Annotated in this window: 21 protein-coding genes; 5 read left to right on the forward strand and 16 right to left on the reverse strand. The window is 61.5% G+C overall.

The window, feature by feature from the left end:
* Window positions 1-91 precede the first annotated feature (91 nt).
* Entirely contained in the window at window positions 92-4,246 is a 4,155-nt protein-coding gene (gene hrpA / locus N8H22_RS15930; RefSeq protein WP_264591495.1) for an ATP-dependent RNA helicase HrpA, read from the forward strand.
* 12 nt (window positions 4,247-4,258) lie between these two features.
* Here hrpA and N8H22_RS15935 read toward each other — a convergent pair whose 3' ends face one another.
* The 13 genes from N8H22_RS15935 to N8H22_RS15995 all read right to left on the reverse strand — a co-directional run bounded on the left by N8H22_RS15935 (window position 4,259) and on the right by N8H22_RS15995 (window position 14,751).
* Window positions 4,259-5,071 (reverse strand): alpha/beta hydrolase, encoded by an 813-nt coding sequence (locus N8H22_RS15935; protein WP_264591496.1) that lies wholly within the window; start codon window positions 5,069-5,071, stop codon window positions 4,259-4,261.
* A 166-nt stretch (window positions 5,072-5,237) separates the two neighbouring features.
* Window positions 5,238-6,116 (reverse strand): PhzF family phenazine biosynthesis protein, encoded by an 879-nt coding sequence (locus N8H22_RS15940; RefSeq protein ID WP_264591497.1) that lies wholly within the window; start codon window positions 6,114-6,116, stop codon window positions 5,238-5,240.
* 637 nt (window positions 6,117-6,753) lie between these two features.
* Window positions 6,754-7,347 carry a hypothetical protein gene (locus tag N8H22_RS15945; RefSeq protein WP_264591498.1) on the reverse strand — a complete coding sequence of 198 codons (594 nt, stop codon included), beginning with the start codon at window positions 7,345-7,347 and terminating at the stop codon, window positions 6,754-6,756.
* Between the two features lie 92 nt (window positions 7,348-7,439).
* Entirely contained in the window at window positions 7,440-8,423 is a 984-nt protein-coding gene (locus N8H22_RS15950) for a hypothetical protein (protein WP_264591499.1), read from the reverse strand.
* 122 nt (window positions 8,424-8,545) lie between these two features.
* Window positions 8,546-8,866, reverse strand: a complete 321-nt coding sequence (locus N8H22_RS15955; protein ID WP_346658391.1) for a DUF3630 family protein — start codon at window positions 8,864-8,866, stop codon at window positions 8,546-8,548.
* Window positions 8,867-8,951: 85 nt separating this feature from the next.
* Window positions 8,952-9,497, reverse strand: a complete 546-nt coding sequence (locus tag N8H22_RS15960; protein ID WP_264591500.1) for a hypothetical protein — start codon at window positions 9,495-9,497, stop codon at window positions 8,952-8,954.
* Window positions 9,498-9,594: 97 nt separating this feature from the next.
* The gene (locus N8H22_RS15965; protein ID WP_264591501.1) at window positions 9,595-10,014 is read right to left on the reverse strand and encodes a hypothetical protein; all 420 of its coding nucleotides are present in this window, start codon (window positions 10,012-10,014) and stop codon (window positions 9,595-9,597) included.
* Window positions 10,015-10,092: 78 nt separating this feature from the next.
* Window positions 10,093-10,944 carry a toll/interleukin-1 receptor domain-containing protein gene (locus tag N8H22_RS15970; protein WP_264591502.1) on the reverse strand — a complete coding sequence of 284 codons (852 nt, stop codon included), beginning with the start codon at window positions 10,942-10,944 and terminating at the stop codon, window positions 10,093-10,095.
* A 288-nt stretch (window positions 10,945-11,232) separates the two neighbouring features.
* A complete protein-coding gene (locus N8H22_RS15975; RefSeq protein WP_264591503.1) occupies window positions 11,233-12,237 on the reverse strand; it encodes a ribonuclease Z in 1,005 nt (334 codons plus the stop codon).
* Window positions 12,238-12,389: 152 nt separating this feature from the next.
* Window positions 12,390-12,809, reverse strand: a complete 420-nt coding sequence (locus tag N8H22_RS15980) for a VOC family protein (RefSeq protein ID WP_264591504.1) — start codon at window positions 12,807-12,809, stop codon at window positions 12,390-12,392.
* Window positions 12,810-12,825: 16 nt separating this feature from the next.
* Window positions 12,826-13,245, reverse strand: a complete 420-nt coding sequence (locus tag N8H22_RS15985) for a YciI family protein (RefSeq protein WP_264591505.1) — start codon at window positions 13,243-13,245, stop codon at window positions 12,826-12,828.
* Between the two features lie 140 nt (window positions 13,246-13,385).
* The gene (locus N8H22_RS15990) at window positions 13,386-13,940 is read right to left on the reverse strand and encodes a hypothetical protein (protein ID WP_264591506.1); all 555 of its coding nucleotides are present in this window, start codon (window positions 13,938-13,940) and stop codon (window positions 13,386-13,388) included.
* 118 nt (window positions 13,941-14,058) lie between these two features.
* A complete protein-coding gene (locus N8H22_RS15995; protein WP_264591507.1) occupies window positions 14,059-14,751 on the reverse strand; it encodes an MOSC domain-containing protein in 693 nt (230 codons plus the stop codon).
* A gap of 181 nt (window positions 14,752-14,932) precedes the next feature.
* Here N8H22_RS15995 and N8H22_RS16000 point away from each other — a divergent pair, with 181 nt between their 5' ends.
* The 4 genes from N8H22_RS16000 (at window position 14,933) to N8H22_RS16015 (ending at window position 17,848) form a co-directional block, all read left to right on the forward strand.
* Window positions 14,933-15,376, forward strand: a complete 444-nt coding sequence (locus tag N8H22_RS16000; RefSeq protein WP_264591508.1) for an HIT family protein — start codon at window positions 14,933-14,935, stop codon at window positions 15,374-15,376.
* Window positions 15,377-15,484: 108 nt separating this feature from the next.
* Complete coding sequence (locus N8H22_RS16005) at window positions 15,485-16,465, forward strand: ABC transporter substrate-binding protein (protein ID WP_264591509.1); 981 nt, start codon at window positions 15,485-15,487, stop codon at window positions 16,463-16,465.
* Complete coding sequence (locus N8H22_RS16010) at window positions 16,462-17,223, forward strand: ABC transporter permease (protein ID WP_264591510.1); 762 nt, start codon at window positions 16,462-16,464, stop codon at window positions 17,221-17,223. Before N8H22_RS16005 ends, N8H22_RS16010 begins: the two co-directional genes overlap by 4 nt.
* Window positions 17,216-17,848: an ATP-binding cassette domain-containing protein gene (locus N8H22_RS16015; RefSeq protein ID WP_264591511.1), complete on the forward strand. Its 633-nt coding sequence runs from the start codon at window positions 17,216-17,218 to the stop codon at window positions 17,846-17,848. The genes N8H22_RS16010 and N8H22_RS16015 overlap by 8 nt, the downstream gene beginning before the upstream one ends.
* 7 nt (window positions 17,849-17,855) lie before the next feature.
* Here the strand turns inward: N8H22_RS16015 and N8H22_RS16020 are convergent, their stop codons facing one another.
* The 3 genes from N8H22_RS16020 to N8H22_RS16030 form a co-directional block, all read right to left on the reverse strand.
* A complete protein-coding gene (locus N8H22_RS16020) occupies window positions 17,856-19,121 on the reverse strand; it encodes a DUF445 domain-containing protein (RefSeq protein ID WP_264591512.1) in 1,266 nt (421 codons plus the stop codon).
* 294 nt (window positions 19,122-19,415) lie between these two features.
* Window positions 19,416-19,817 (reverse strand): hypothetical protein, encoded by a 402-nt coding sequence (locus N8H22_RS16025; RefSeq protein WP_264591513.1) that lies wholly within the window; start codon window positions 19,815-19,817, stop codon window positions 19,416-19,418.
* Window positions 19,818-19,954: 137 nt separating this feature from the next.
* Window positions 19,955-21,934: a methyl-accepting chemotaxis protein gene (locus N8H22_RS16030; protein ID WP_264591514.1), complete on the reverse strand. Its 1,980-nt coding sequence runs from the start codon at window positions 21,932-21,934 to the stop codon at window positions 19,955-19,957.
* Window positions 21,935-22,007: the final 73 nt, after the last annotated feature.

Here is a 22,007-nt window from a genome sequence, read left to right on the forward strand (position 1 = left end):
CGGCGCGGTGGTGTTGACCACGGGGACTTTCGGCCAGCCGCGCAAAATCTGCGACAATTGCGCCCTTCACGAATTTGCCCCATGGCTGTCCATGACCGACGCAACGCCCGCTATCGATACCCTGCTGAAGAATCTCGACCAGGCCCTGTTCGCTGATCGCCACCGCCTGCGCCGGCAACTGCACGAGCTGAAGAAGAAGCCCGACGCGGCCAAGCTTGCCCAGTGGCTCGAACGCTTCCAGGCCTCGGTGGTCAAGGTCGAAGCGCGCCGGCAGAGTGTGCCGCGCATGCGCTACGACGACAGCCTGCCGATCGCCGCCAAGCGCGACGAGATCAAGGCCGCGCTGGAAAAACACCAGGTGCTGGTGATCGCCGGGGAGACCGGTTCGGGCAAGACCACCCAGTTGCCGAAGATCTGCCTGGAGATCGGCCGTGGTGTGCACGGGCTGATCGGCCATACCCAGCCGCGTCGCCTGGCCGCCCGCAGCGTCGCCACCCGCGTGGCCGAGGAGATCGGCACACCCCTGGGCGAACTGGTGGGTTATCAGGTGCGCTTCGAGGATCAGAGCAAGGACAGCTCGCTGATCAAGCTGATGACCGACGGCATCCTGCTGGCAGAAACACAGCACGACCGCTTCCTCGAGCGTTACGACACTATCATCGTCGACGAGGCCCACGAGCGTTCGCTGAACATCGACTTCCTGCTCGGCTTCCTCAAGACCCTGCTGCCGCGTCGGCCGGACCTGAAGGTGATCATCACCTCGGCGACCATCGATCTGGAGCGGTTCAGCAAACATTTCAACGATGCGCCGATCATCGAGGTCTCCGGGCGCACCTACCCGGTGGAGACCTGGTACCGGCCGCTGGCTGCCGAGACCGACGAGGACGGCAACCGCATCGAGGACGACCTCACCGTCGACCAGGGCATCCTCGCCGCGCTGGACGAGATCGCCGCCCACGAAAAGAGCATCGGCAAGCGCCCCGGCGACGTGCTGGTGTTCCTCCCCGGCGAGCGGGAGATTCGCGATGCCGCCGAGGTGTTGCGCAAGGCCAACCTGCGCCTGACCGAGGTGCTGCCGCTGTATGCGCGGCTGACGCCGGCCGAGCAGCAGAAGATCTTCAAGCCCGCCGCCGGGCGCAAGATCGTGCTGGCGACCAACGTCGCGGAGACCTCGCTGACCGTGCCGGGCATCCGCTACGTGATCGACTCGGGCACCGCGCGCATCAGCCGTTACAGCTACCGCGCCAAGGTCCAGCGCCTGCCCATCGAGGCGGTGTCCCAGGCCAGCGCCAACCAGCGCAAGGGCCGCTGCGGGCGGGTCGAGCCAGGTATTTGCATTCGCCTGTACAGCGAGGAGGATTTCCTCGGCCGGCCTGAATTCACCGATCCGGAGATCCTGCGCACCAACCTTGCCGCGGTGATCCTGCAGATGCTGCATCTGCGCTTGGGTGATATTCAGGATTTCCCCTTCATCGAGCCGCCGGATGGCAAAGCCATCAGCGACGGCTTCAACCTGCTGCAGGAGCTCTCGGCGGTCAACCGCGAGAACCAGCTGACCCCGCTGGGTCGCCAGCTGGCGCGTCTGCCGATCGACCCGCGTCTTGGTCGCATGCTGCTGGAGGCCGCGGTGCAAGGCAGCCTGGCCGAGGTGCTGATCGTCGCCAGCGCGCTCTCGGTGCAGGACGTGCGCGAGCGCCCGGCCGACCGCCAGCAGGCCGCCGACCAGGCCCACGCGCAGTGGAAGGACCCGGACTCGGACTTCGCCGCGCTGATCAACCTCTGGCGCGGTTTCGAAGAGAAGCGTCAGGAGCTGGGCGCCAACGCGCTGCGCAGCTGGTGCCGCAAGAACTTCCTCAACTATCTGCGTCTGCGCGAATGGCGTGATGCGCACCGGCAACTGCTGCTGATCGTGCGCGAGCTCAAGCTCGGCGCGGGCCGCGCGGTGGATGGCTCCGGCCATCCACCCTACGAAAAGCCGGGCGCCCGCCCCGACCGTAGGGTGGACAACGGCAAAGCCTTGTCCACCGGCAACGCCGCAAAATCGGTGGATGGCCACCTTGTGGAAGACGGCGCAGCCTCTTCCGCGCGTCCCGCCGAGGCCGGCTCCCAACCCGCGCCGACCAAGGACACCAAGGTCAACGTCATCCTCCGCCAGCAGCACGAAGCCAGCGAGGCGGCGCAGAAGGCCAAGAGCTACGCTGCGGTGCACAAGGCGATTCTCGCCGGCCTGCTCAGCCAGATCGGCAACAAGACCGAGGAGGGCGACTTCCTCGGTGCGCGCCAGCGGCGCTTCTGGGTGCATCCCTCCAGCGTGATCGGCCGCAAGAAGCCCAACTGGCTGATGGCCGCCGAGCTCGTGGAAACCACCAAGCTGTTCGCGCGCATGGTCGCCAAGATCGAACCGGATTGGATCGAGCCGCTGGCCGGCCACCTGATCAAGAAGAACCACTTCGAGCCGCACTGGGAGAAGAAGCGCGGCCAGGTGGTGGCCTACGAGCAGGTGACGCTCTACGGCATGATCATCGTCGGCCGCCGCCCGGTGCACTACGGGCCGATCGATCCGCCGGCGGCGCGCGAGCTGTTCATCCGCGAAGGGTTGGTGCGCGGCGAGATGCACAGCCGTGCGCGCGCGCTCAGCGCCAATCGCGAACTGCTCGAACGCCTCGACGAGCTGGAAGCCAAGGCACGCCGCCGTGACATCCTCGCCGACGAGGAAACCCTGTACGACTACTACGCTGCGCGCCTGCCGGCGGACATCTACCAGACCGCCAGCTTCGAGAACTGGTACAAGCGCGAAAGCGCGAAGAATCCGCAGCTGCTGATCATGCGTGAGGAAGACGTGCTCGCCCGCGAGGCCAGCGAGGTCACCGCCGCGCAGTACCCGGATCACCTGCGCATTGGCGAGCTGCAGTTGCCGCTGGAGTATCACTTCGAGCCCAACCACCCGCGCGACGGCGTGACCCTGCGCGTGCCGGCGCCGCTGTTGCCGCAATTGCGCAGCGAGCGGATCGACTGGCTGGTGCCCGGCCTGCTGGAGGCCAAAGCCGTGGCGCTGGTGCGCAACCTGCCGAAGGCGCTGCGCAAGAACTTCGTCCCGGTGCCGGACTTCGTCGGTGCGGCGCTGGCCAAGATCGTCTTCGCTGAAGGCGCGCTGCCGGAGGCGCTGGGTCGCGAACTGTTGCGCATGACCGGCGCGCGAGTGCCGGAGGAAGCCTGGGCAGAGGCGGCCGCCGGCCTGGAAAACCACCTGAAGATGAACATCGAAGTGGTCGATGCCCGCGGCAAGTTTCTCGGCGAAGGCCGCGACCTGGCTGAGCTGACCGCGCGCTTCGCCGAGGCCAGCCAGGCCGCACTGGCGCCACCACAGCAGAAGGCCGAACAGAAACCGGTCGAAGCCAAGGGTTTTGCCCAGGTCGCGGAGAAGGCCCAGGCGAAGATGGCCGGGCTGTCGATGACGGTCTACCCGGCGCTGGTGGAAGAGGGCGGGGTGGTCAAGGAGGGGCGTTTCCCGACCCAGGCCGAGGCCGAGTGGCAACACCGCCGCGCCCTGCAGCGCCTGTTGCTGCAGCAGCTGGCGGAGCCGGCCAAGTACCTGCGCAACAAGCTGCCGGGTCTCACCGAACTGAGCCTGCTTTATCGCGACATGGGCAAGGTCGATGCGCTGGTCGAGGACATCCTGCTGGCCAGCCTGGACAGCTGCATCCTTGATGGAGAAGCCCAGCTACCGCGTGACGGCGCCGCACTGGCGTCCCTGGCCGAGCGCAAGCGCGGCGACTGGACCGCGCATGCCGAACGGCTGGCGCGCCTGACGCTGGAAATCCTCAAGCACTGGCACGGCCTGCAGAAGCGCTTCAAGGGCAGGATCGACCTGGCCCAGGCCGTCGCGCTCAACGACATCAAGGCGCAGCTCGCCAATCTGGTCTATCCGGGCTTCGTCCGCGAGACGCCGGCCGAGTGGCTGAAGGAATACCCGCGCTACCTCAAGGCCATCGAGCAGCGCTTCGAGAAGATCGGCGCGCAGCTGCAGCGCGACCGGGTCTGGTCCGGTGAACTGGCCGGATGTTGGGAGCAGTACCAGGCGCGGCTTAAGAAGCACCTGCAGGAAGGCAAGCGCGATCCCGAGCTGGCGCTGTATCGCTGGATGCTCGAGGAATATCGCGTCTCGCTGTGGGCGCAGCAACTCGGCACGAAGATGGCGGTATCGGACAAGCGCCTGAACAAACAGTGGAGCCAGACCCAGGCGTGAACCCGGCGCGGTTCAGCCGATCGGCTGCAGAAACCGCGCGATTCGCTCTAGCACCTGCCGCGGCTGTTCGCGGTGCGGCACATGACCGACGCCGGGCAACAGCGCCTGCTCCACCGGCCCGGCGGCATGCTGCCCGATGAGCTGCGGATGCTGTTCGGAGCCGAATTCGTCGTCGCTGCCGTGGATGGCCAGCGCCGGGCTGCGCACGGCGGGCAGTGCCGGCTGCAGCGACCAGGAGGCGAAGCCGGGGTCGAGCCAGGTATCGATCCAGGCGCTCAGTACCCAATCGCTGCGCTCACCGTGATAGCGCCGCAGGCGCTCCCGTTGAGCCGCATCGGCGAACCAAGCCTTGGCCTGGCGGATGCCGGCCAGGGTGCGCGCCTCGACAAAGGTGACCGCCGCCATCGTCACCAGCGCCTGACACTCCTGCGCGAACCGCGCTGCACAATGCACGGCCATGCTGCCGCCGACGCTATGGCCGAGCACCACGAAGCGCTCGATACCCAGCTGCTCCCGCACGGCCGCGAAGCCGTCCGTGGCTTCATCCTCGACGAAGCTCGGCGCGGGCGCCGACGTCAGCCTGTCCGAGCGACCGAAACCCCGCCGGTCATAGGCCACCACCGTCCGCCCGGTCGCGCGGCTGAGAACGGCAGGGAAGTCACGCCACTGCTCGATGCAGCCGAGCGACTCGTGCAGCAGCAGGATCGGCGCACGCTCGCCAGCCGCGACGGCGTCGGGAATCCAGCTGCGAACGAAGATGCGCCCGGCTGCACTATCGACCCACAGGTCCGTCGCGGCTGCGTCGAGCGTTGCGCTGATAGTCATGGATGGCGTCCTGAACGATACGGATCGCGTAGCTGTATCGGTCTTTTACGTAAACGTCAATCTGCGCAGCGGCCTGGATCGGGGCTGGCAGCCTGAGACGTGGCTAATCCACGCGCCGCCCGGCACGGGCCCCGGTGCTCGCGCCCGAATGCCGTACGTCGCCGGTTCAGAGCACTATCGATCCGTCGATGCAGGTAACGGCCTGCCCGCCGACCGTTATCAGGTCGTCACAGATGCCGAGGTGAATGAAACCCGAGCGGCCGACATTGGCTCCCTGGCTGGCCAGAAAGGTCGTTCCGAAGCGCTGGGTTTGCCCGGTCTGCCGGATGAACGCAGCCATGGCGCCGTTACCGCTGCCGCACACCGGGTCTTCATTGATGCCGCAGGCCGGCGCAAAGGCGCGGACCTCCACGCCAGCGGCATGGTCATCGGCGTACTGACCAAAGATCACCACGCCGGTCGCCCTGGCGCGATTGGAGTGGCGCTTCATCCGCTCGAAATCGGGACGGTTCGCCGCCACGGCCTGTGCGTCGGACAGCTGCGCGACGACCCAGCGCGCACCAACGTCCACTAGGCAAGGGCGAAATTCTCTCAGGATCGACGCGCCGAGAATGCCTTCCAGCTCACCGACCTCGGCCTCCTCCAGCGGAAGCAGGGTTGGCTCCGGGAGTTCGAACGCGATTCGTTGCCGGCCGGCTTCATCGGTCGACAACTCCAGCCTGACGAGGCCAGCGGCACATTCCTGCACGAGCCCGCCAGCGGTTGGCCGGACCAGACCGGCCTCCAGCAACGCATGCGCTGTGCCGATGGTTGGATGCCCTGCAAATGGCAGCTCCGAGGCGGGCGTGAAGATGCGTACACGGTAATCGGCCGATGCGGTCGTCTTGCTTACCACGAAGGTGGTTTCAGACAGGTTCGTCCAGTTGGCGATCTGCTGCATCTGCGCGTCGCTCAATCCATCCGCGTCCAGCACTACCGCCACCGGGTTGCCCTTGAAGCGCTCGGCGGTGAATACGTCCACTTGCTTGAAGCTGACCTGTTTCATGGTGCTACCCAAATAGCCTGAGGATGCGCCGAGCGTACCGAGCACCAGGCCGGGAGGAACAGGTTCAGTTGGCGAGTGTGTTCACAGGTACAGTTTTCGGGGCTGCGCCAGCTCGAAGCTCGGCGCCCGCCAACGGATGGTTCTGGCTGGTTGCCGCGTTTGCAGAGGGGGCGCGGCCGACCTTATGCCGTCAATCGCAGCAGCCGGTGGACAAGTACACGTTGTCCACCCTACAACGCCCACAAGTTCGCGTAGGGTGGAAAACCGCGCAGCGTTTTCCACCGATGGTCGTCCAGGCTGCTCGCTGGGCAGTGTGGTGCCACCAACGACGTTTCAGTGGCGACTGGCAGAGCGCAAGGCCCGCCTGACGGTGGGAGTGATCAGCAAGATAAGGAAGCTTTCCAGCGGTTTGTGGTGAGAAGCGAGACTGTCGGAACAGGCGAGTCCTGCAGCGGAACAAGGCCGATAACAATCATGATCCTCGGGATCGCTTGAACGCTTGGCCCCCGCTGCGCGAACTACAGAATGGCCAGGGCAATGCCCATGACAAGGCCGGATATACGAATGCAACCGCGCTGACGACAGGATCGAAAAAAGCTTTCCTCACTGCTTGTGGGGAGAGTCCATATACCAATTGTTATGCTTTGTTTTTATCGCTAGCTAATTTTTCAACTCTCTGATTTATAGCTATGTAAATATTTGATGCAAACATGCCAACCAGAACAGCCACTAGTGCCATTGAATAAAACTCAGAACCTATATCTGTCGCGCTCGGAAGCTGCTCTATTTGAGAGTCGGTAGAGTGCGGAATGTAGGGGATTACTAAAGCAAGAAAAATCTTACTCTTTAGACTAAGCCATGAAAATGCAGCCATAAGGCCGGATGAAAATATTATTGGAATATTTTTCTCTGCTCGTATTCCGGCCATAAGCACTCTTGCCAGAGCACCGATAAGGCCAAGAATGAATGGCACGACCAAAAGGGTTAGGGCGTTATAGAACTCAGTAATTACTGAAAGAGTCTCTTTTTTCAGTGTGAATATTTCTGGATTTCTTGTGGCAGTAAAATAAAAAACCACTGCAAGTGCAGCTGCGGCATAGATATAAACCATTCGCACCATAAACTCTCTACGAGTTAATTTATCGAATATTTTCGGCTGACCGGATTGGAACGGTTCTTGCTCGCCAATGTGGTGGATTTTACTTGCTTCTTTTTCTTGCTCTGCTGACATTACTGTTCTCTCTGGGTGGCCTTTAGACATAACGCTTTGCTCACCGGTAAATTGCGAGCGCAGCGAGTAATTTATCCGCGTGCAGCAACTTGTTATGCCTTATTTTTCAAGACCAAGGATTCAAGGCTGCTTTCAAATTCCTGCTGCTTTGCAGCGTCATCATTAAACTTTACTGCATGATCCTTAAGGTTTTTCAGAAAAATAATGATTGAATCAATTTTCTGAAGAAGTCTGCTTAGAGCTTTAACTCTACCAATACTTTCATCTGAGTATTTTGGCCAGCTTACCGTGTACTCTCGCATAACACTATAGCCATCACTTTTATCTTCAATTTTGGCAGTGCTAATAATTTTGTTCTTTAACTCCGTCACGCTAAAAGATGAGTCTATTTGAAAAACTATAACTTCAGGGTTAACGCCCATATCTTCCATGCAGAGCTGAAATACCATGCTGTCGTAACGAAAGTCTCCATTCCAATAGTTCAGCTCACTGTTTAGGGTGTCTAATATTACCTTCCTAATATTCACGCAGTGCTGCTCAAGAATAAAGTCATTCTTGAAGTAATTAATGTCAACCTTGGTCGTGGCATGGATGTGGCACAGCAAAACTTCCAGAAATACTTCTATTTCGTTTGAGATCTTTAAAAGAGCAGAATTTTTCTCATTTACCCCGCCCCATTGTGGCTTTGTATCGGCGGCTGATCGATAATTTCTTTCTAGCTCAGGGATTCTTGTGTATATCCAGTTAAGTACCTCTTCAGCATCTCTGGATACTTGCAAAGCTGTTTGGCAAAGCATTGTCTCATTTGTAAGTGACCTCAGCCTAACCCAAGTGTTGAATACTATTCCTCTTTTTACAGTTAAATCCCTATAATCACGAGCATTAAGCTTTTTATCTAATTCATCATGAAAAAGGCTAACTGCCTTGGCGAAGTCAAAAATAACGACTTCCGACTTTTCATCTTTCCTTGAGAATAGATGGACATAATCATCAAGACCATGCTCGTCTACAGCTTTTATATATCTTCCGGTGTCCTTATCTACCAGCAATGACCTTATTGCCAAATCATTTTTCATCACGTTTTCCTAGCAAATCCTGGGTGCAGAAAATTTCTGCAATTTTCTTAACGCATAACGTTTGGTTAAGGGGCGGGCTTTAACCCGTCCCAGTGAGCGAAGCGAACGGTTTGAACCAAGTGTTATAAGCCATTTTGGGATTTTTTCTCCATGGCCAAACTGTACAATGTGTCTATCGCAGACTGCCCTCGATTATCTTTTGGTTCGATCGAAACTCCGCTGGGAAAATCTTCATAAACAAGATTCAGCGTTGCACCGGAGTACTCAATTTCCCAGAGATGCATATCAGGAGTTTCAATTTTGGCTAACACAGTTGCGCCAATTTGCCGAACGTATTTTTCGGCAAACAGGGGGAATGACTCCCAGGCTCCGGCCTCAGTGAGCTGCAAGCAGTTACTCCCTGAGGCCATTTTGTATTTCCTTGGATTGGCGAAAGTGATCATTGGCTATGGATTATAATGTTTGGTTAAGGGGCGGGCTTTAGCCCGTCCCAGCGAGCGAAGTGAGCGATTTGAACCATTTGTTAGCTTATAGGTGTTTGATGTTTTCATAATAAAACCGCATTGCTAAGACCCATTTTTTTAAATTTATTTCCACATGCCATGGTTTGCCTCTGAGGTCGCCATGTAAACAGCAACTTCCTCCCCAGTAGGTGAATTTTCCTTCGGGTTCATTTAAGAAAATTAGCTCGAATTTTTTAGCGTGGATTATTTTATTGCAGATTTCCCTGAGAGAAAATTGCACATTCCCAGCATGGCTGATGGCGATATTTGAATACGCTTCATATGCTTCTCTATCTGGGCAGTAATCTTCATCGTCGGTTGTGAAGTCTGATGAGTCTTGAATGATGCGAGTTTTTGTTGCGCATTGAATTAGATAGTCGCTGACAATTGTTACTAGCCAAGCCTCATAACTTGAGCGCTCAAGTTCAAACGCTGTAATTTGCCAGTTTTCTTGTTTGTTTGTTTCGCTAGAGTTGTGAAGTTCTGAAATGCACGAGAGGCTGGCATGTGCAAGCTGTTCTATGAGGAAAAGATGTTCCTCAATAGATCCATAATAAATTGGATGTGTCATGCGCCTCCAATGCGAGCTAACGTTTGGTTAAGGGGCGGGCTTTAGCCCGTCCCAGTGAGCGAAGCGAGCGGTTTGAACCTGTTGTTAGGCATTGCGCTCACTTGAATAGCTCTGGAACTATTGCCTTGCTGGTTTCAGACATTTCTTTTCGTAGGGTATTTTCGGCGATTTCAAGTGTCGACATGCATGTTTTAAACTCATCCTCGAATCTCTGCTTGTTATTTGTTTCTTTTAGCTCATTAATAAAGGCAGATGCTTTTTGCATGGATCTGCCTGTTTCTTGAGTAAACCTTTTGTCATCACTAAAAGCTACTTGAGCATATGCGACTGATGTAGTGGATAGATTCTTAGAGAATTCTGCTTGCTTTGTATTGGCTTGAGAGAGAAGACCGAACAAAGCGCCGCAGTCTGATAGCTTTTCCCCTATTCTTGCCCGTTCAGCGTCTTGGGCGGCGGCTAGATGCTGTATCTGCAAAACAGCTAGGATGACGAATATATATTTGATTTTGGAGTTCATGGATTATTGCCTAACGTTTGGTTAAGGGGCGGGCTTTAGCCCGTCCCAGTGAGCGAAGCGAGCGATTTGAACCATTTGTTATGCTTTGATTTTTGCGGAAATTTTCTTTGCTAGCTCAGCTGGGCCTAGTGATGATTGTAAGGCGAAGCGATTAAGAAGCTCTGGGGAGTAGTTGTATACATCCGTAGCGGATATATTGTGCCAGATGGGTAGTATTACATTATCTTTCTCGAATATTTCCCTTGTGATAATCGTGTTGAATTCCTTTTTAGTCCATCCTTTGTTCTGGATAAATGATGGAGAGAGCACCAAGATACATTTCTTGGCTTCCCGAAGACCTTTCTCTATGTTTTCAATAAGGCTGTCGCCTATTTCTAGTGAGAATTCGTCGTACCAGACTGGGCATAGTTGCTTGTCGAGCTCTAGGGCAAGCTCTCTCACCAAGGAATCTTTGTCGTTAGAGTCATGAGAAATAAAGGCTAATGGTTTTTCTAGCTCAGAGCATTTGTCCATATAATTTCTATCCCTTATTTTTATGTTGAAATTGTAGTGCTGGCCAATTTCATGGATTTGGTTGATTTCCAAGCCGGAGAGATACTTGTCAAAATATATATATACTCTACGAGTAAAGATGAAAGAGCTAAGCGTTTGCCTTTCTGGTGTGTGCGCAAAGCCGATCTCTTGCTCTGGTTCGTCGTGGCTAATAACGCCATCCGATACGTGGGGTTGCGATAGCAAATAATAAATACAACCAATTTCTGCGCGCTCGGGAAAATAAAAGGACCAATATTTGGCATTTTCTTCAAGGCAATGTGAGACCTTTCCCCAGATTCTAACAATCACGCTATCGACTTTACTTCCCAAGTCCCAGTGGCGCTGAGCATTCAAGGCTTTTGCGCTCGTATCATAATGCTCACGCACTGTTGCCATGCTGTCGTCCTGCTTCTGATGCATAACTATAAGTAGGCGACACATGTGTCGTAATTTTTTACCCCACATGTGTCGCATAACATTCCTTGTCCATCCGTAAACCCTTGAGCCAGTTGAGTCCGCAAGTGAGAGACGCGACATGGGCATGGGAGCAAAAGCGACAAGACCTGGGCGGAGATTACGAAGCCGCCGCTAGTGTGTCCATGACCGGTGCCCTGCCGGTAAACGTCCGCTTCCGGCTGATAAGTGCCTGTCCCACAGCCAATGCCCCGTCGCCTTTTGCTCGGGCTAGTTTTCCTGCGCGCCGTGCGAACTCCCCGACCGGTTCGAGGTGCTTGCCACGGGTACCAGCACTCCATTCTTGTTGAGGTGAAAGCGGCTGAAGTCTTCGGCCAGATAGAGGTGGCCGGAGTATTTCTCGCTCGCTTCCCTGTGCACATCGTCAATCGAATGCCCGCGCTGCGGACCTGGTTGATAGCGCGGGCTGAAGTGCGTCAGCAGCAGGTTCGGTACACCGGCCTGCTGTGCAAAGGCGGCTACCTGGGCGGCGGTGCTGTGGCCGAAGTGGTTGCCGGTGGCGTTGACGACGGCCTCGGTGTAGGTCGCTTCATGGACCAGCACCTGTGCGCCCTGGCAGGCCTGTGCGAGGAGGTCGGGGCGGTCGTTGTCGCCGCCAATGACGATGCGTCGCGGGGCGCGACCGAAGGTGAGGTAGTCCTCGCTGCGTAGCGTGCGACCGCCTAATTCGACGTCGAAGCCGCGGGCGAGCTGGCCCCACAGCGGGCCGCGGGGGATGCCGTCGCGTTCCAGGCGCTGGATGTTCAAGCTTGGGTCGGGGCGTGCTTCGGTGAAGGTGTAGCCGTAGCAGGGCACGCGGTGGGAGAGGGCGGTGGCCTCGACGCGCAAGTGCGGGTTGCGCCATTGGTCAAAGGTTTCGACGGCATGGAAGCGCAGCTCGTAGCCCAGCCAGCTGTGGCTCATGGCGAAGGTCGCGCGCAGCCATGCTTCGATGCCCTGTGGCGCGATGATGTCCAGCGGCTCGTGCCGGCGCGTCATGCCGGCGCTGGCGAGCAGGCCGGGCAGCCCGTAGCAGTGGTCGCCATGCACGTGGGTGATGAAGATCGCGCGCAGGTCGTGCAGCGACAGTGGCGTATGCAACAGCTGATGCTGGCAGCCCTCGCCGCAATCGATCAGGTGCCAGCCTTTGCCGGTGGCCTCCAGCAGAGCCAGGGCACTGACATTGCGGGCTCTGGTGGGGGTGCCGGAGGAGGTGCCGAGAAATAGCAGATCCACAGCCCGTGCGCTCCTTGAATTCGAGTCGTTGCGTCGCCCGCTTCGCCCGGCGCGTGGCCATCGGCGGCGCGATGGGCGTGCAGCGAAACGAGTCTATGCGCATGGGCGTGTGGCGGGAATGCGCAGGCCGGGTTTTGCCGGCCTGCGCGGGTTCAGCGTTGTTCGCAGTTGACCATCCAGGACACGCCGAAGCGGTCGGTGAGCATGCCGAAGCGCTCGGCCCAGAAGGTCTTCTCCAGTGGCATGACGACCTTGCCGCCGACGGCCAGGCCATCGAACAGCCGCTCGCCTTCCGCGACGCTGGTCGGGCTCAGGGTGATCGAGACGCCTTTGATGCCTTCATACGGGCCGCCGCAGTTGTCGCCCGGCAGGGTGTTCGAGGCCATCAGCGCGTAGTCGCCGAGGTTCAGGCTGACGTGCATGATCCGCTCGCGATGCTCGGCGGGAAACTGCTCAGGGTTCGGTGCCTGGGCGAAGGTCATCATTTCCAGGGTGCCGCCCAGCACCTGCTGGTAGAAGGTGAAAGCCTCGCGGGCCTGGCCGTCGAAGGTGAGGTAGGTGGATAGCTTCATCTTGTGCTCCTTGCCGTCAGTGATTGAGTTGCGCACGCAGGCGCTCTTCCTGCTCGCGCAGTTCGGGGGTGAATTCGTCGCCGAAGTCCTCGGCCTCGAACAGCTGACGGATCTCGATCTCCGACTCGCCGATCGCCGGCAGCGGGCAGCGCTTGACCCAGTCGATGGCCGCTTGCAGAGAGGCAGTCTGGAACAGCCAGAACCCGGCGATCAGCTCGCGGGTTTCGGCGAATGGGCCGTCGATCACCGTGCACTGCCCGTCGTTGAAGCGCAGGCGTGCGCCCTTGCTGCTGGGCTGCAGGCCTTCGCCGCCGAGCAGCACGCCGGCCTTGGCCAGTTCCTCGTTGTACTGGCCCATGGCAGCGAGGATTTCCGCGCTGGGCATCTCGCCGGCTTCGGTTTGCGGATTGGCTTTGATCATCACCATGAAACGCATTGGTCGACTCCTTCGTGGACTGGAAAGAGCCTAGACGGACGTGACGCGATTTCCGCCGGCTCCGATCACTGGTCGAACGGACGGCGGGCAAATCGACAGCGGCGAGGATTTTTTTTGCGGCGGGAGGTGAAAGGCGCGGCTTATTTGAGGCGGTAGCGGGCCAGATCGCTCGGACTCAGGCGGCGCACCCGCCATGGCTGGATCTGTTGCATGTCGTGCGCCAGGGCCGGGTCGACGCCCATGTCGCGCAGATATGCCTGCGGCGTTCGCCGCGGCCGCTGGCCGATGGCCAGGGCCGATTCGCCGTTGGCCAGATAGGGCCGATGCAGGCCGACATAACCGCGTACGGTGCGTTGCCGTCCGGCGGCGAGCAGGTAGATGCAGCTGCCCTGGCAGACGGCGGAGGGCGGCACCAGGGCATCGAAGCCGGTTTCGCGCAGCAGGTAGCCCATGCGCATGGCCTCGGGTGCGCTGCCGCCGATGTTGTCGAGGATCAGCAGTTTGCGCGCGTACTTGCCCGGATGCGCGGTGATGCCCTTGAGCAGCGCCTGATAGTCGCCGGGGGCGATCTGCTCGGTCACGCGCGCCACCAGGATCCTGCCTTGGCTGGCGTGCTCCACGGGCAACACTTCCACCTGGGCCGAGGTGCAGCAGGCGTACAGCGCCAGGGCGCAGAGAAGAACGGGGCGAAGCATGGAGCGGGCGGTCCTGTCGGGCGGAGGTGGCGAAGATACCCGTAGTGCGGCATTTCGCCTACCGCCATTGCGCGCGCAACGCTGCTGTCGATCGCAGTCGTGCGGGCGCGGCCAGCGGTCAGGTGTCCGCGGCGCCGTATAGACGCTTGTTCCAGTCCTCCACGGCGTTGGTTTCCAGGCGCCGCTCGACCAGCTTGCGCCAGTTCGGTACCAGCGGCAGCTCGGCCAGTTCGAGCAGGGCGGCACGGTCGAGCGTGCGCCTGTAGAGCACCTCCATCACCCGCGGCAGCGGCCAGCGCGGGAAGGGACGCTGTTCCAGCAGCAGTGACTGTCCGGCTTGCAGATGGCCGCCTTCCAGAACCTGGTAGTACCAGCCGGTCATGCCGCTCTGCTGCACGCGCAGGGCCATGTCCGCCACGCCGAAGCGATCGTTGAGTTTCCAGCAGGGCTGGCGCGTCTGCACCACTTGCAGCAGTACGTCGCCGCAACGCAGCACATCGCCCAGGCACAGGTCAGCCTCGCTGAGCCCGACGGTGCTGATGTTCTCGCCGAAGGCGCCGGGCTGCTCGAGCAGCGGCGAGTGGCCGAGCTGTTCGATCCAGCGTCGATAGTGCTCGAAAGGGTAATGGTGCACAGCCTTGTGCACGCCGCCATGAACGCGGCGGTCGCCCTGTTCGTCGCCGGCCAGCCCGTCGATACCGACCGCCACGGGGCCGTCGACCGGCTGCTTGGCGATGGCGCTGTGGCTGCCGGGGCGGGTGTAGGGCACGGCCTTGCCGATGAGCAGCCGTTCGATCCTGGCCAGTTGCATGCGGGCCTCCTGAGCGTGGTGGCGGAGGATTATGCCGCATCGTCAGCGGCGCCGATTGTTGCCCGTCAAGGCTGGTGAGCGACGTGGCGACGCCGCATTATCGTCCCCGCGTCAGCCAGCGCTTGGCCTTGCCGCGCGCTGCCGCTATGGTCTGCCTTCGACCTCACCACGGAGAATGCCGGTGTCCCTGACCACGCCCTACGATCCGCAGAACATCTTCGCCCAGATCATTCGCGGCGACGCCTCCTGCTACACGCTCTACGAGGATGACGACGTACTCGCCTTTCTCGACCTGTTCCCGCAGTCATTCGGCCACACGCTGGTGATTCCCAAGCGCTCGGCGGCGTGCAACATCCTCGATGTGGAGACCGAGGCGCTCGCCAAGGTCATGGCCGTGGTGCAGAAGCTGACCCGCGCGATCGTCGACGAACTGCAGCCCGATGGCGTGCAGGTCGCGCAGTTCAATGGCGCGCCGGCCGGGCAGACGGTGTTCCACATCCACGTGCATATCGTGCCGCGCTACTCGGGCGAAGGGCTCGGCATCCACGCCGCCGGCAAGGCCGATCCGGCCGAGCTGGAAAAGCTCCAGGCGCGCTTGCAGCAGCGGATCGCCGTCCAGGGCTGAGCCAGGTTGCGATGTCGTAGCGGGGCCAAGCCCGCTGCGACCATCGCAGCAACCAACAGGCACCAAAGTACAATTCGTGCCCGCCAGGGGGCTTCGTACCCTGCGGGCATGATGCTTTCATTGCCCTTCCTCACTCCGTTCATTCTGCGCACTCGCCGTGCGCTGCTGGCGCTGGTGCTGCTGCCACTGTGGGCGCAGGCGCAGGAGCTGCCGGTGTTGACCCTCAGCGTGCTGCAATTCGGCACGCCGCACTGGGAGCTCGAGCATCTCAAGCGTCAGGGACTGGACCGTGCCAACGGTTTCGAGCTGAAGGTGCGGCTGGTCGCCGATGTGCCGGCCTCGCGACTGGCATTGACCAGTGGCAGCGTCGACGGCGCGGTGAGCGACTTGCTCTGGGCGCAGGCGCGTTACCAGGCCGGCACGGCCTATCGCTACGTGCCGTTCTCCTCACAGATCGGTGAAGTGCTGGTGCCCGAAGGCAGCGCCATCCGCACGCTGGCCGACCTGCGTGGCAAGCGCATCGGTGTCGCTGGCGGGCCGGACGGGCTGGGCTGGCAGTTGCTGCAGCATGCCGCGGCCCAGGACGGGATCGATCTGGCCAAACAGGTGACTGTTCAATACGCCGCACCGCCCCTGCTCAGCCAGGCGCTGCGCCGCGGTCAGGTGGATGCGCTGCTGACCTTCTGGCATTTCTCCGCGCGCATGCGTGGCGAGGGCGGGGTGCAGGTGGCGTTCGCCCTGGCCGATCTGCTGCAGTCGCTGGAACTCGACCCTGACCTGCCGGTGCTCGGCTATCTGTTCGCCGAATCCTGGGCGGTCGAGCATGAGGCGCTGCTGCAGCGCTTCGCCACGGCGCTGGGCCAGACCAAGCACGAGCTCGCCACTGAGCCGGCACACTGGCAGGCGCTGCGGCCGCTGATGCGTGCCGACGAGGATGGCGTGTTCGCCGCGCTGCGCGACAGTTTCCTCGCCGGCATCCCGCAGCCGCTGGATGAGGGGCGTATCGCCGACCTGCAGCGACTGCTGATCCTCACCGGGGCCGATCCGGCGAAACTGATGCCGGCCGCGTCGTTCCAGAGCACGCCATGAACGGCTCGCGCTGGGCCTGCTGGATCGCCCTGCCATGTGCGGTGGCACTCTGGACGCTGATTGCGCTGGTCGTGCAGACGCCGCTGTTGCCGAGTCCGGCCGCCGTGCTCGACACCTTCTGGTGGGCCACGCAGAGCGGTGAACTGCCCGAACATCTGCTGGTAACCCTGCGCCGCGTGCTGTTCGCCTTCGTACTGGCGATGGCGCTGGGCACGCTGCTAGGCGTGTGGATGGGCCGCTCGCGGCTGGCCAATGCGGCGCTCGATCCGCTGCTGGTGCTGTTCCTCAACCTGCCGGCGCTGGTCACCATCATCCTGCTCTACGTCTGGTTCGGCCTGGTGGAAGCGGCGGCGGTACTGGCGGTGGTGATCAACAAGGTGCCGAACGTGGCCGTCACCGTGCGCGAAGGCGCACGCAGTATCGATCCCAAGCTGGAACAGATGGCGCTGGTCTACCGCTTCACGCGCTGGCAGCGCATCGCCCATGTCTGGCTGCCGCAGCTGTTTCCCTACCTGATGGCCGCCACCCGCGGTGGGCTGGCGCTGATCTGGAAGATCGTCCTGGTGGTCGAACTGCTCGGGCGTTCGGATGGCATCGGCTTTCAGCTGCACATGGCCTTTCAGGTGTTCGACGTGGCGAGCATCCTCGCCTACAGCCTGGCCTTCATCGCCGTGGTCCAGCTGATCGAACTGGCGCTGTTGCAGCCGTTGGAGCGGCGTGCCTCGTCCTGGCGCGAAGCGGGTGTGCGCCATGCTTGAGCTGCGCCTGGATGGCCGTCACCCCGTGCTGGGCGCGATCGATGCGCAGGTGCGCGAAGGCGAGCGCATCTGTTTGCTCGGGCCGTCCGGTGTCGGCAAGACGACGCTGCTCAACGCCATCGCCGGACTCGATCCGCAGCTGCGGCCGATGATCGACCAGCGCGCCGGTTTGCGCGTCGGCTACCTGTTTCAGGAGCATCGCCTGCTGCCGTGGCGCACGGTGCGGCAGAACCTGGCGCTGGTCGGCGCGGACGCGGCGGACATCGAGCGGCTGCTGGCCGAGGTCGGGCTGAGTGGCGCGGCTGACAGCCTGCCGGATCAGCTCTCGCTGGGCATGGCGCGCCGGGCGGCACTGGCGCGCTGCCTGGCGATCAAGCCGGATCTGTTGCTGCTCGACGAACCCTTCGCCTCGCTGGATGCCGAGCGCACCGCCGAGCTGCGCGGTCTGATCGCCCGCCTGCTCGATCGGCACCCGGACATGGCGATGATCTGCGTGACCCACGATCCGCGCGATGCCGACGATCTGGCCAATCGCCTGTGGTACCTGAGCGGCGTCCCGGCGACCTTGCGCTGCGCTGGGCCGGCCAGTCTCAGCCCGCTCAGCGAGCGTCAGCGCAGCGCCTGAGCGGCATTCAGCCGGCCGCCAGCTGCGTCAGCGCATGCAGCACCAGACCGACCAGCCCGCCGACCAGGGTGCCGTTGATGCGGATGTACTGCAGGTCCTTGCCGACGCTCTGCTCCAACTGCTCGACCAACTCGCGGCTTTCCCAGTTCTCCACGCGTTCGGCGATATAGGCGCCGATCTGTCCGCGGTAGCGTTCCAGCAGGCCGGGAGCTGCGGCCAGCAGCTGTTCGTTGATCCAGTTGCGCATGGATTCGTCCGCGGCCAGGCCGTCGCCGAGGCCGCGACAGAGACTGACGATGCGCCGGCCGATGCGCGATTCGTCGCTGGCCAGATCGCTTTCCAGCCAGACCGTCAGTTCCGCCCAGAGATTGGCGAAGTAGGCGCTGGTGGCCGGGTGCTCCAGTAGCTGCGTGAGGATGCGCTCGACTTCCAGGGCGTACTTCGGGTCCTGTTCGAGGCGCTCGATGTATTCGCCGACGTGCTCATCGAAGCGCTGGCGGATCAGGTGCTCGGGATCGGCGGCGATCTCGGCGATCAGCGCGGACAGGCCGTCGACGAACTTGTTCGCCGACCAGCCGCTCACCGGTCGGCTCAGGCCGAGATAGCGCAGCGTGCGGATCTCGCGGCTGATGGCGTCGGCCACCAGCGCGCGGGTTTCTTCGTCCTGCATGATCGAGTCGAGGCGGATCAGCAGCTCGTCGAGCATCGCCTGATGCCGGCCCTGGCTGGTCAGCACGCGCAAAGCCTGGGCCAGCGGCGGGGCGAGGTCGAACTTGCGCAGGCGGCCGATCACCTTGGCTTCGACGAAGGCGCGCACCCTTTCGTCATGTAGCGCGGCGATGCCGAAATGCGCGACGCCGGTGAGCCGGCGGCCGACCGCTTCGGCATTGCTCGGGTGACGCAGCCAGCTGGCCAGGCGCGAGGCGATGTCGAGCTCCTGCAGTTTGGCCAGCACCAATGGTGTGGCGAGGAAATGCGTGGTGATGAAACTGGACAGGTTCCGGCCGATGCGCGCCTTGCTGCGCGGGATGATGGCCGTGTGCGGGATCGGCAGGCCCAGCGGGTGGCGGAACAGCGCGGTGACGGCGAACCAGTCGGCGATCGCGCCGACCATCGCCGCTTCGGCGAAGGAGGCGGCATAGCCCCAGGCCGGATGGCTGGCTTCCAGGCGTGTCGCCACGATGTAGAGCAGGGCGGCCAGCAGTAACAGAAGGCCGGCGACCAGCTTCATCCGCGAAACCGGTGATTGCCAGGCGCTGATCAAGGAACGCATGCAGGTCCTCGTCGTATGGGAGCGAAGGGGTGTCTACCGGGTAGACAGCGAAGCAGCGCGATGAGGTCGGCGCGTGCATTAAAAGCGCAACTACGCGGCTCGAAAAGCGCTCGGGCTAGTCGGGGTGCAACTGCAGAAATGGTTCGCTCGGCGACTTGGGCCGGGTCGATGCTGCTGCTCGCGTGGACAAGGTTGCGCCGTAGTCCATCCTGGGTACGAGGTACATCGGTAGGGCGGATGTCGCCTGCCACATTCACCGGAACTCGCCCGGTGAATGTGATCGCCGACGTTGAATCAGACCTCGTCGTCCTCTTCCTCGCGGATCAGCACGTACTGGCCTTCGGCATCGTTCAGGCAGTCCCAGACGTAGAACATCGATACCTTGCCCGGGCGTTCGGTCACGGCGGCGTAATCGCCGGGCACAGCCGTGAAGTAGACGCCGGAATCGGGTGCCGCCTGGCAGGCGATGCGGGCGGTGATGAAAGCTTCCGGCGCGGTGCCGTCGAAGTAGTCGTCTCGATCCTTGGCATCCCATTCGGCTGGCGCTTCAAAGGGGCCGGTGATGATGATGCGCGCGTCTCCGAGGTCCTGCTCTTCCGCTTCCTCGTCGTATTCGTCGGGGCGGTACAGGGTGCATTCCAGGGCGTCCGGGTTTTCGAGAATGGCCGCGCGGGATTGTGGGGTGAGTGTCTGCATGGAATCTCCGACTGCGGTTGGGTGTGAGTGGGCAGTGTGGTGGAGCCGCCCGGGCAGCGCAATCGGAAGCGTAGTCGCATGTGCCGCCTGCAGCGCTGATGCAGGTCAGCGCCGCAGGCGGGATTTCCGGCTTAGTTTCAGGCGCGGAAACGATCGACCTGAGTACGCAACTCGGCTGCCAGCTTGTCGAGTTCGCCGGCGGTTCCGGCCAGGTTGGCGACCACTTCGCGCTGCTCCTGATTGGTCAGCGCGATGCTCTGCAGGTTGCTGCTGAGCAGGGTGGCGGTACTGCTCTGCTCTTGCGTGGCGGTGCTGATGGCGCTGAACTGCTCGTCCGTGCTGCGGCTCTGCTCATCGATCAGCGCCAGCGCTTCGGCTACTTTGACGTTGCGCTGCAGGCCTTCGTCCATCAGCTGTTGCCCCAGCTCCATGGTGCTCATGGCATTGCCGGTTTCGGCCTGAATCTGGCTGATCATACTGGTGATGCGGTCGGTGGCTTCGCGGGTGCGCGAGGCGAGGCTGCGGACTTCGTCGGCGACCACGGCGAATCCGCGGCCCTGTTCGCCGGCCCGTGCCGCTTCGATCGCCGCGTTGAGCGCGAGCAGGTTGGTCTGCTCGGCGATGGCGGTGATCACGCCAACGATGCTGCCGATTTCCTGCGAGCGCTTATCCAGGCTCTCCACCACGCGGGCCGTGCCGCTCAGCGCCGTGGCGATCTGCGCCAGGGCATCGGACGCCTCATCCATGGCGGCGCGGCCGACGCGAGTCTGCTCGGCGTTGGCGCGAGCCACTTGCTGGGTGTCGCGCATGTTGTCGGCGATGTTCAGCGAGGTGGCGCTGAACTCCTCCACCGCGCCGGCCATGCTGGTGATCTCGCCGGACTGCTGTTCCATGCCTTCGTTGGCGCCGCTGGAAAGCCCAGCGAGCAGCTGCGCACGCTGGCTGACTTCGCCCGACGCACCGCGGATGCGTGCGACCATGCCCGACAGCGCATCACCCATCCGGTTGAAACTGTCGGCCAACTGGCCTATCTCGTCATTGCTGCGCACCGGCAGGCGCACGCTGAGATCACCGGCACCGAGCGCCTGTGCCTGTTGTACCACCGCGGCCAGTGGTCTTAGCTTGTGGCGCAGGAGCCAGATGGTGGCAGCAACCGCCAGGAGCATGGCCAGCAAGCTGCCGATGGCCAGACGGGTGCCGACGCTCCAGGTGACTTCGCGTATCTCCTTGACTGGCATGCTGGCCACCACGGTCCAGGGGCCGCCTTCGAACATCGCGCCGACGCTGTAGATGTCGGCGTCGCCATCCTTCCAGTACTGGCCGCTACCGCTGTGTCGACCCAGTTCCGCGGCTTTGGGCGCGGCCTGTTCCGCCAGGCTCAGGCCAGCGGGTGGTACCAGCCACTGCTGCTGCTCGTCGAGCAGCGCGAGCGAACCGGTTTCGCCGATGCGAAAACGCGCCAGGTCATCGAACTGCGCCCGCTGCGCGTCGGTGTAATCGAAGCCGACGAAGAGCACCGCGATCACGCGTCCCCGGGCGTCGGCGACCGGCGTGTATTGCGTCATGTAATGACGATCGAACAGGAAAGCGCGGCCGATGTACTGCTTGCCGTCCAACAGCAGGCGATACGCCGGGTGTAGGCGATCGAGCAGGGTGCCGATGGCACGGCTGCCGTCCTGCTTGGTGACCGATGTGCTGACCCGCACGAAGTCGTCGCCTTTGCGGGCAAACACCGTGGCGACTCCGGCGGTCATCTCGCGAAAGTCATCGACCTGAGTGAAATCGTTGTTCAGCGGCAAGCCGTCGTGAAGAAGGGCCGGCGTTGGCGTGCCGCCCACGTCGATCTGTTCTTCTTCCACAAGCTGCAGCCCAGCGGCGAAGCGTTTTTCGAAGAGGCCGCTGAGGCGCTGGGTGCTCTCGCGCAGGGTGCCGTGGAAGGTGCTCAGCTGATCGGCAAGCAGCCTGGCTTCACTGGCCAGATGCTGCTCACGGGTGTGCAGGTTGGCTGCATCCAGCGAGCGAAGCGCAAAGAGGGTGCTTCCGGTAATGACGACAGCAAGAATCAGCGCAAGGGCCAGGCCGAGTTGCGAGGCGATTTGAGCTCGAGGCGACTGCAAGTTATCTCCTGACCGAGCGATAGGGGACGGGGGAATGAATGCTCGATACATCAGGGAGTATCGGTACGCGGCC

Source organism: Stutzerimonas sp. S1 (genome assembly GCF_025966695.1).
Taxonomy (GTDB): Bacteria; Pseudomonadota; Gammaproteobacteria; order Pseudomonadales; family Pseudomonadaceae; genus Stutzerimonas.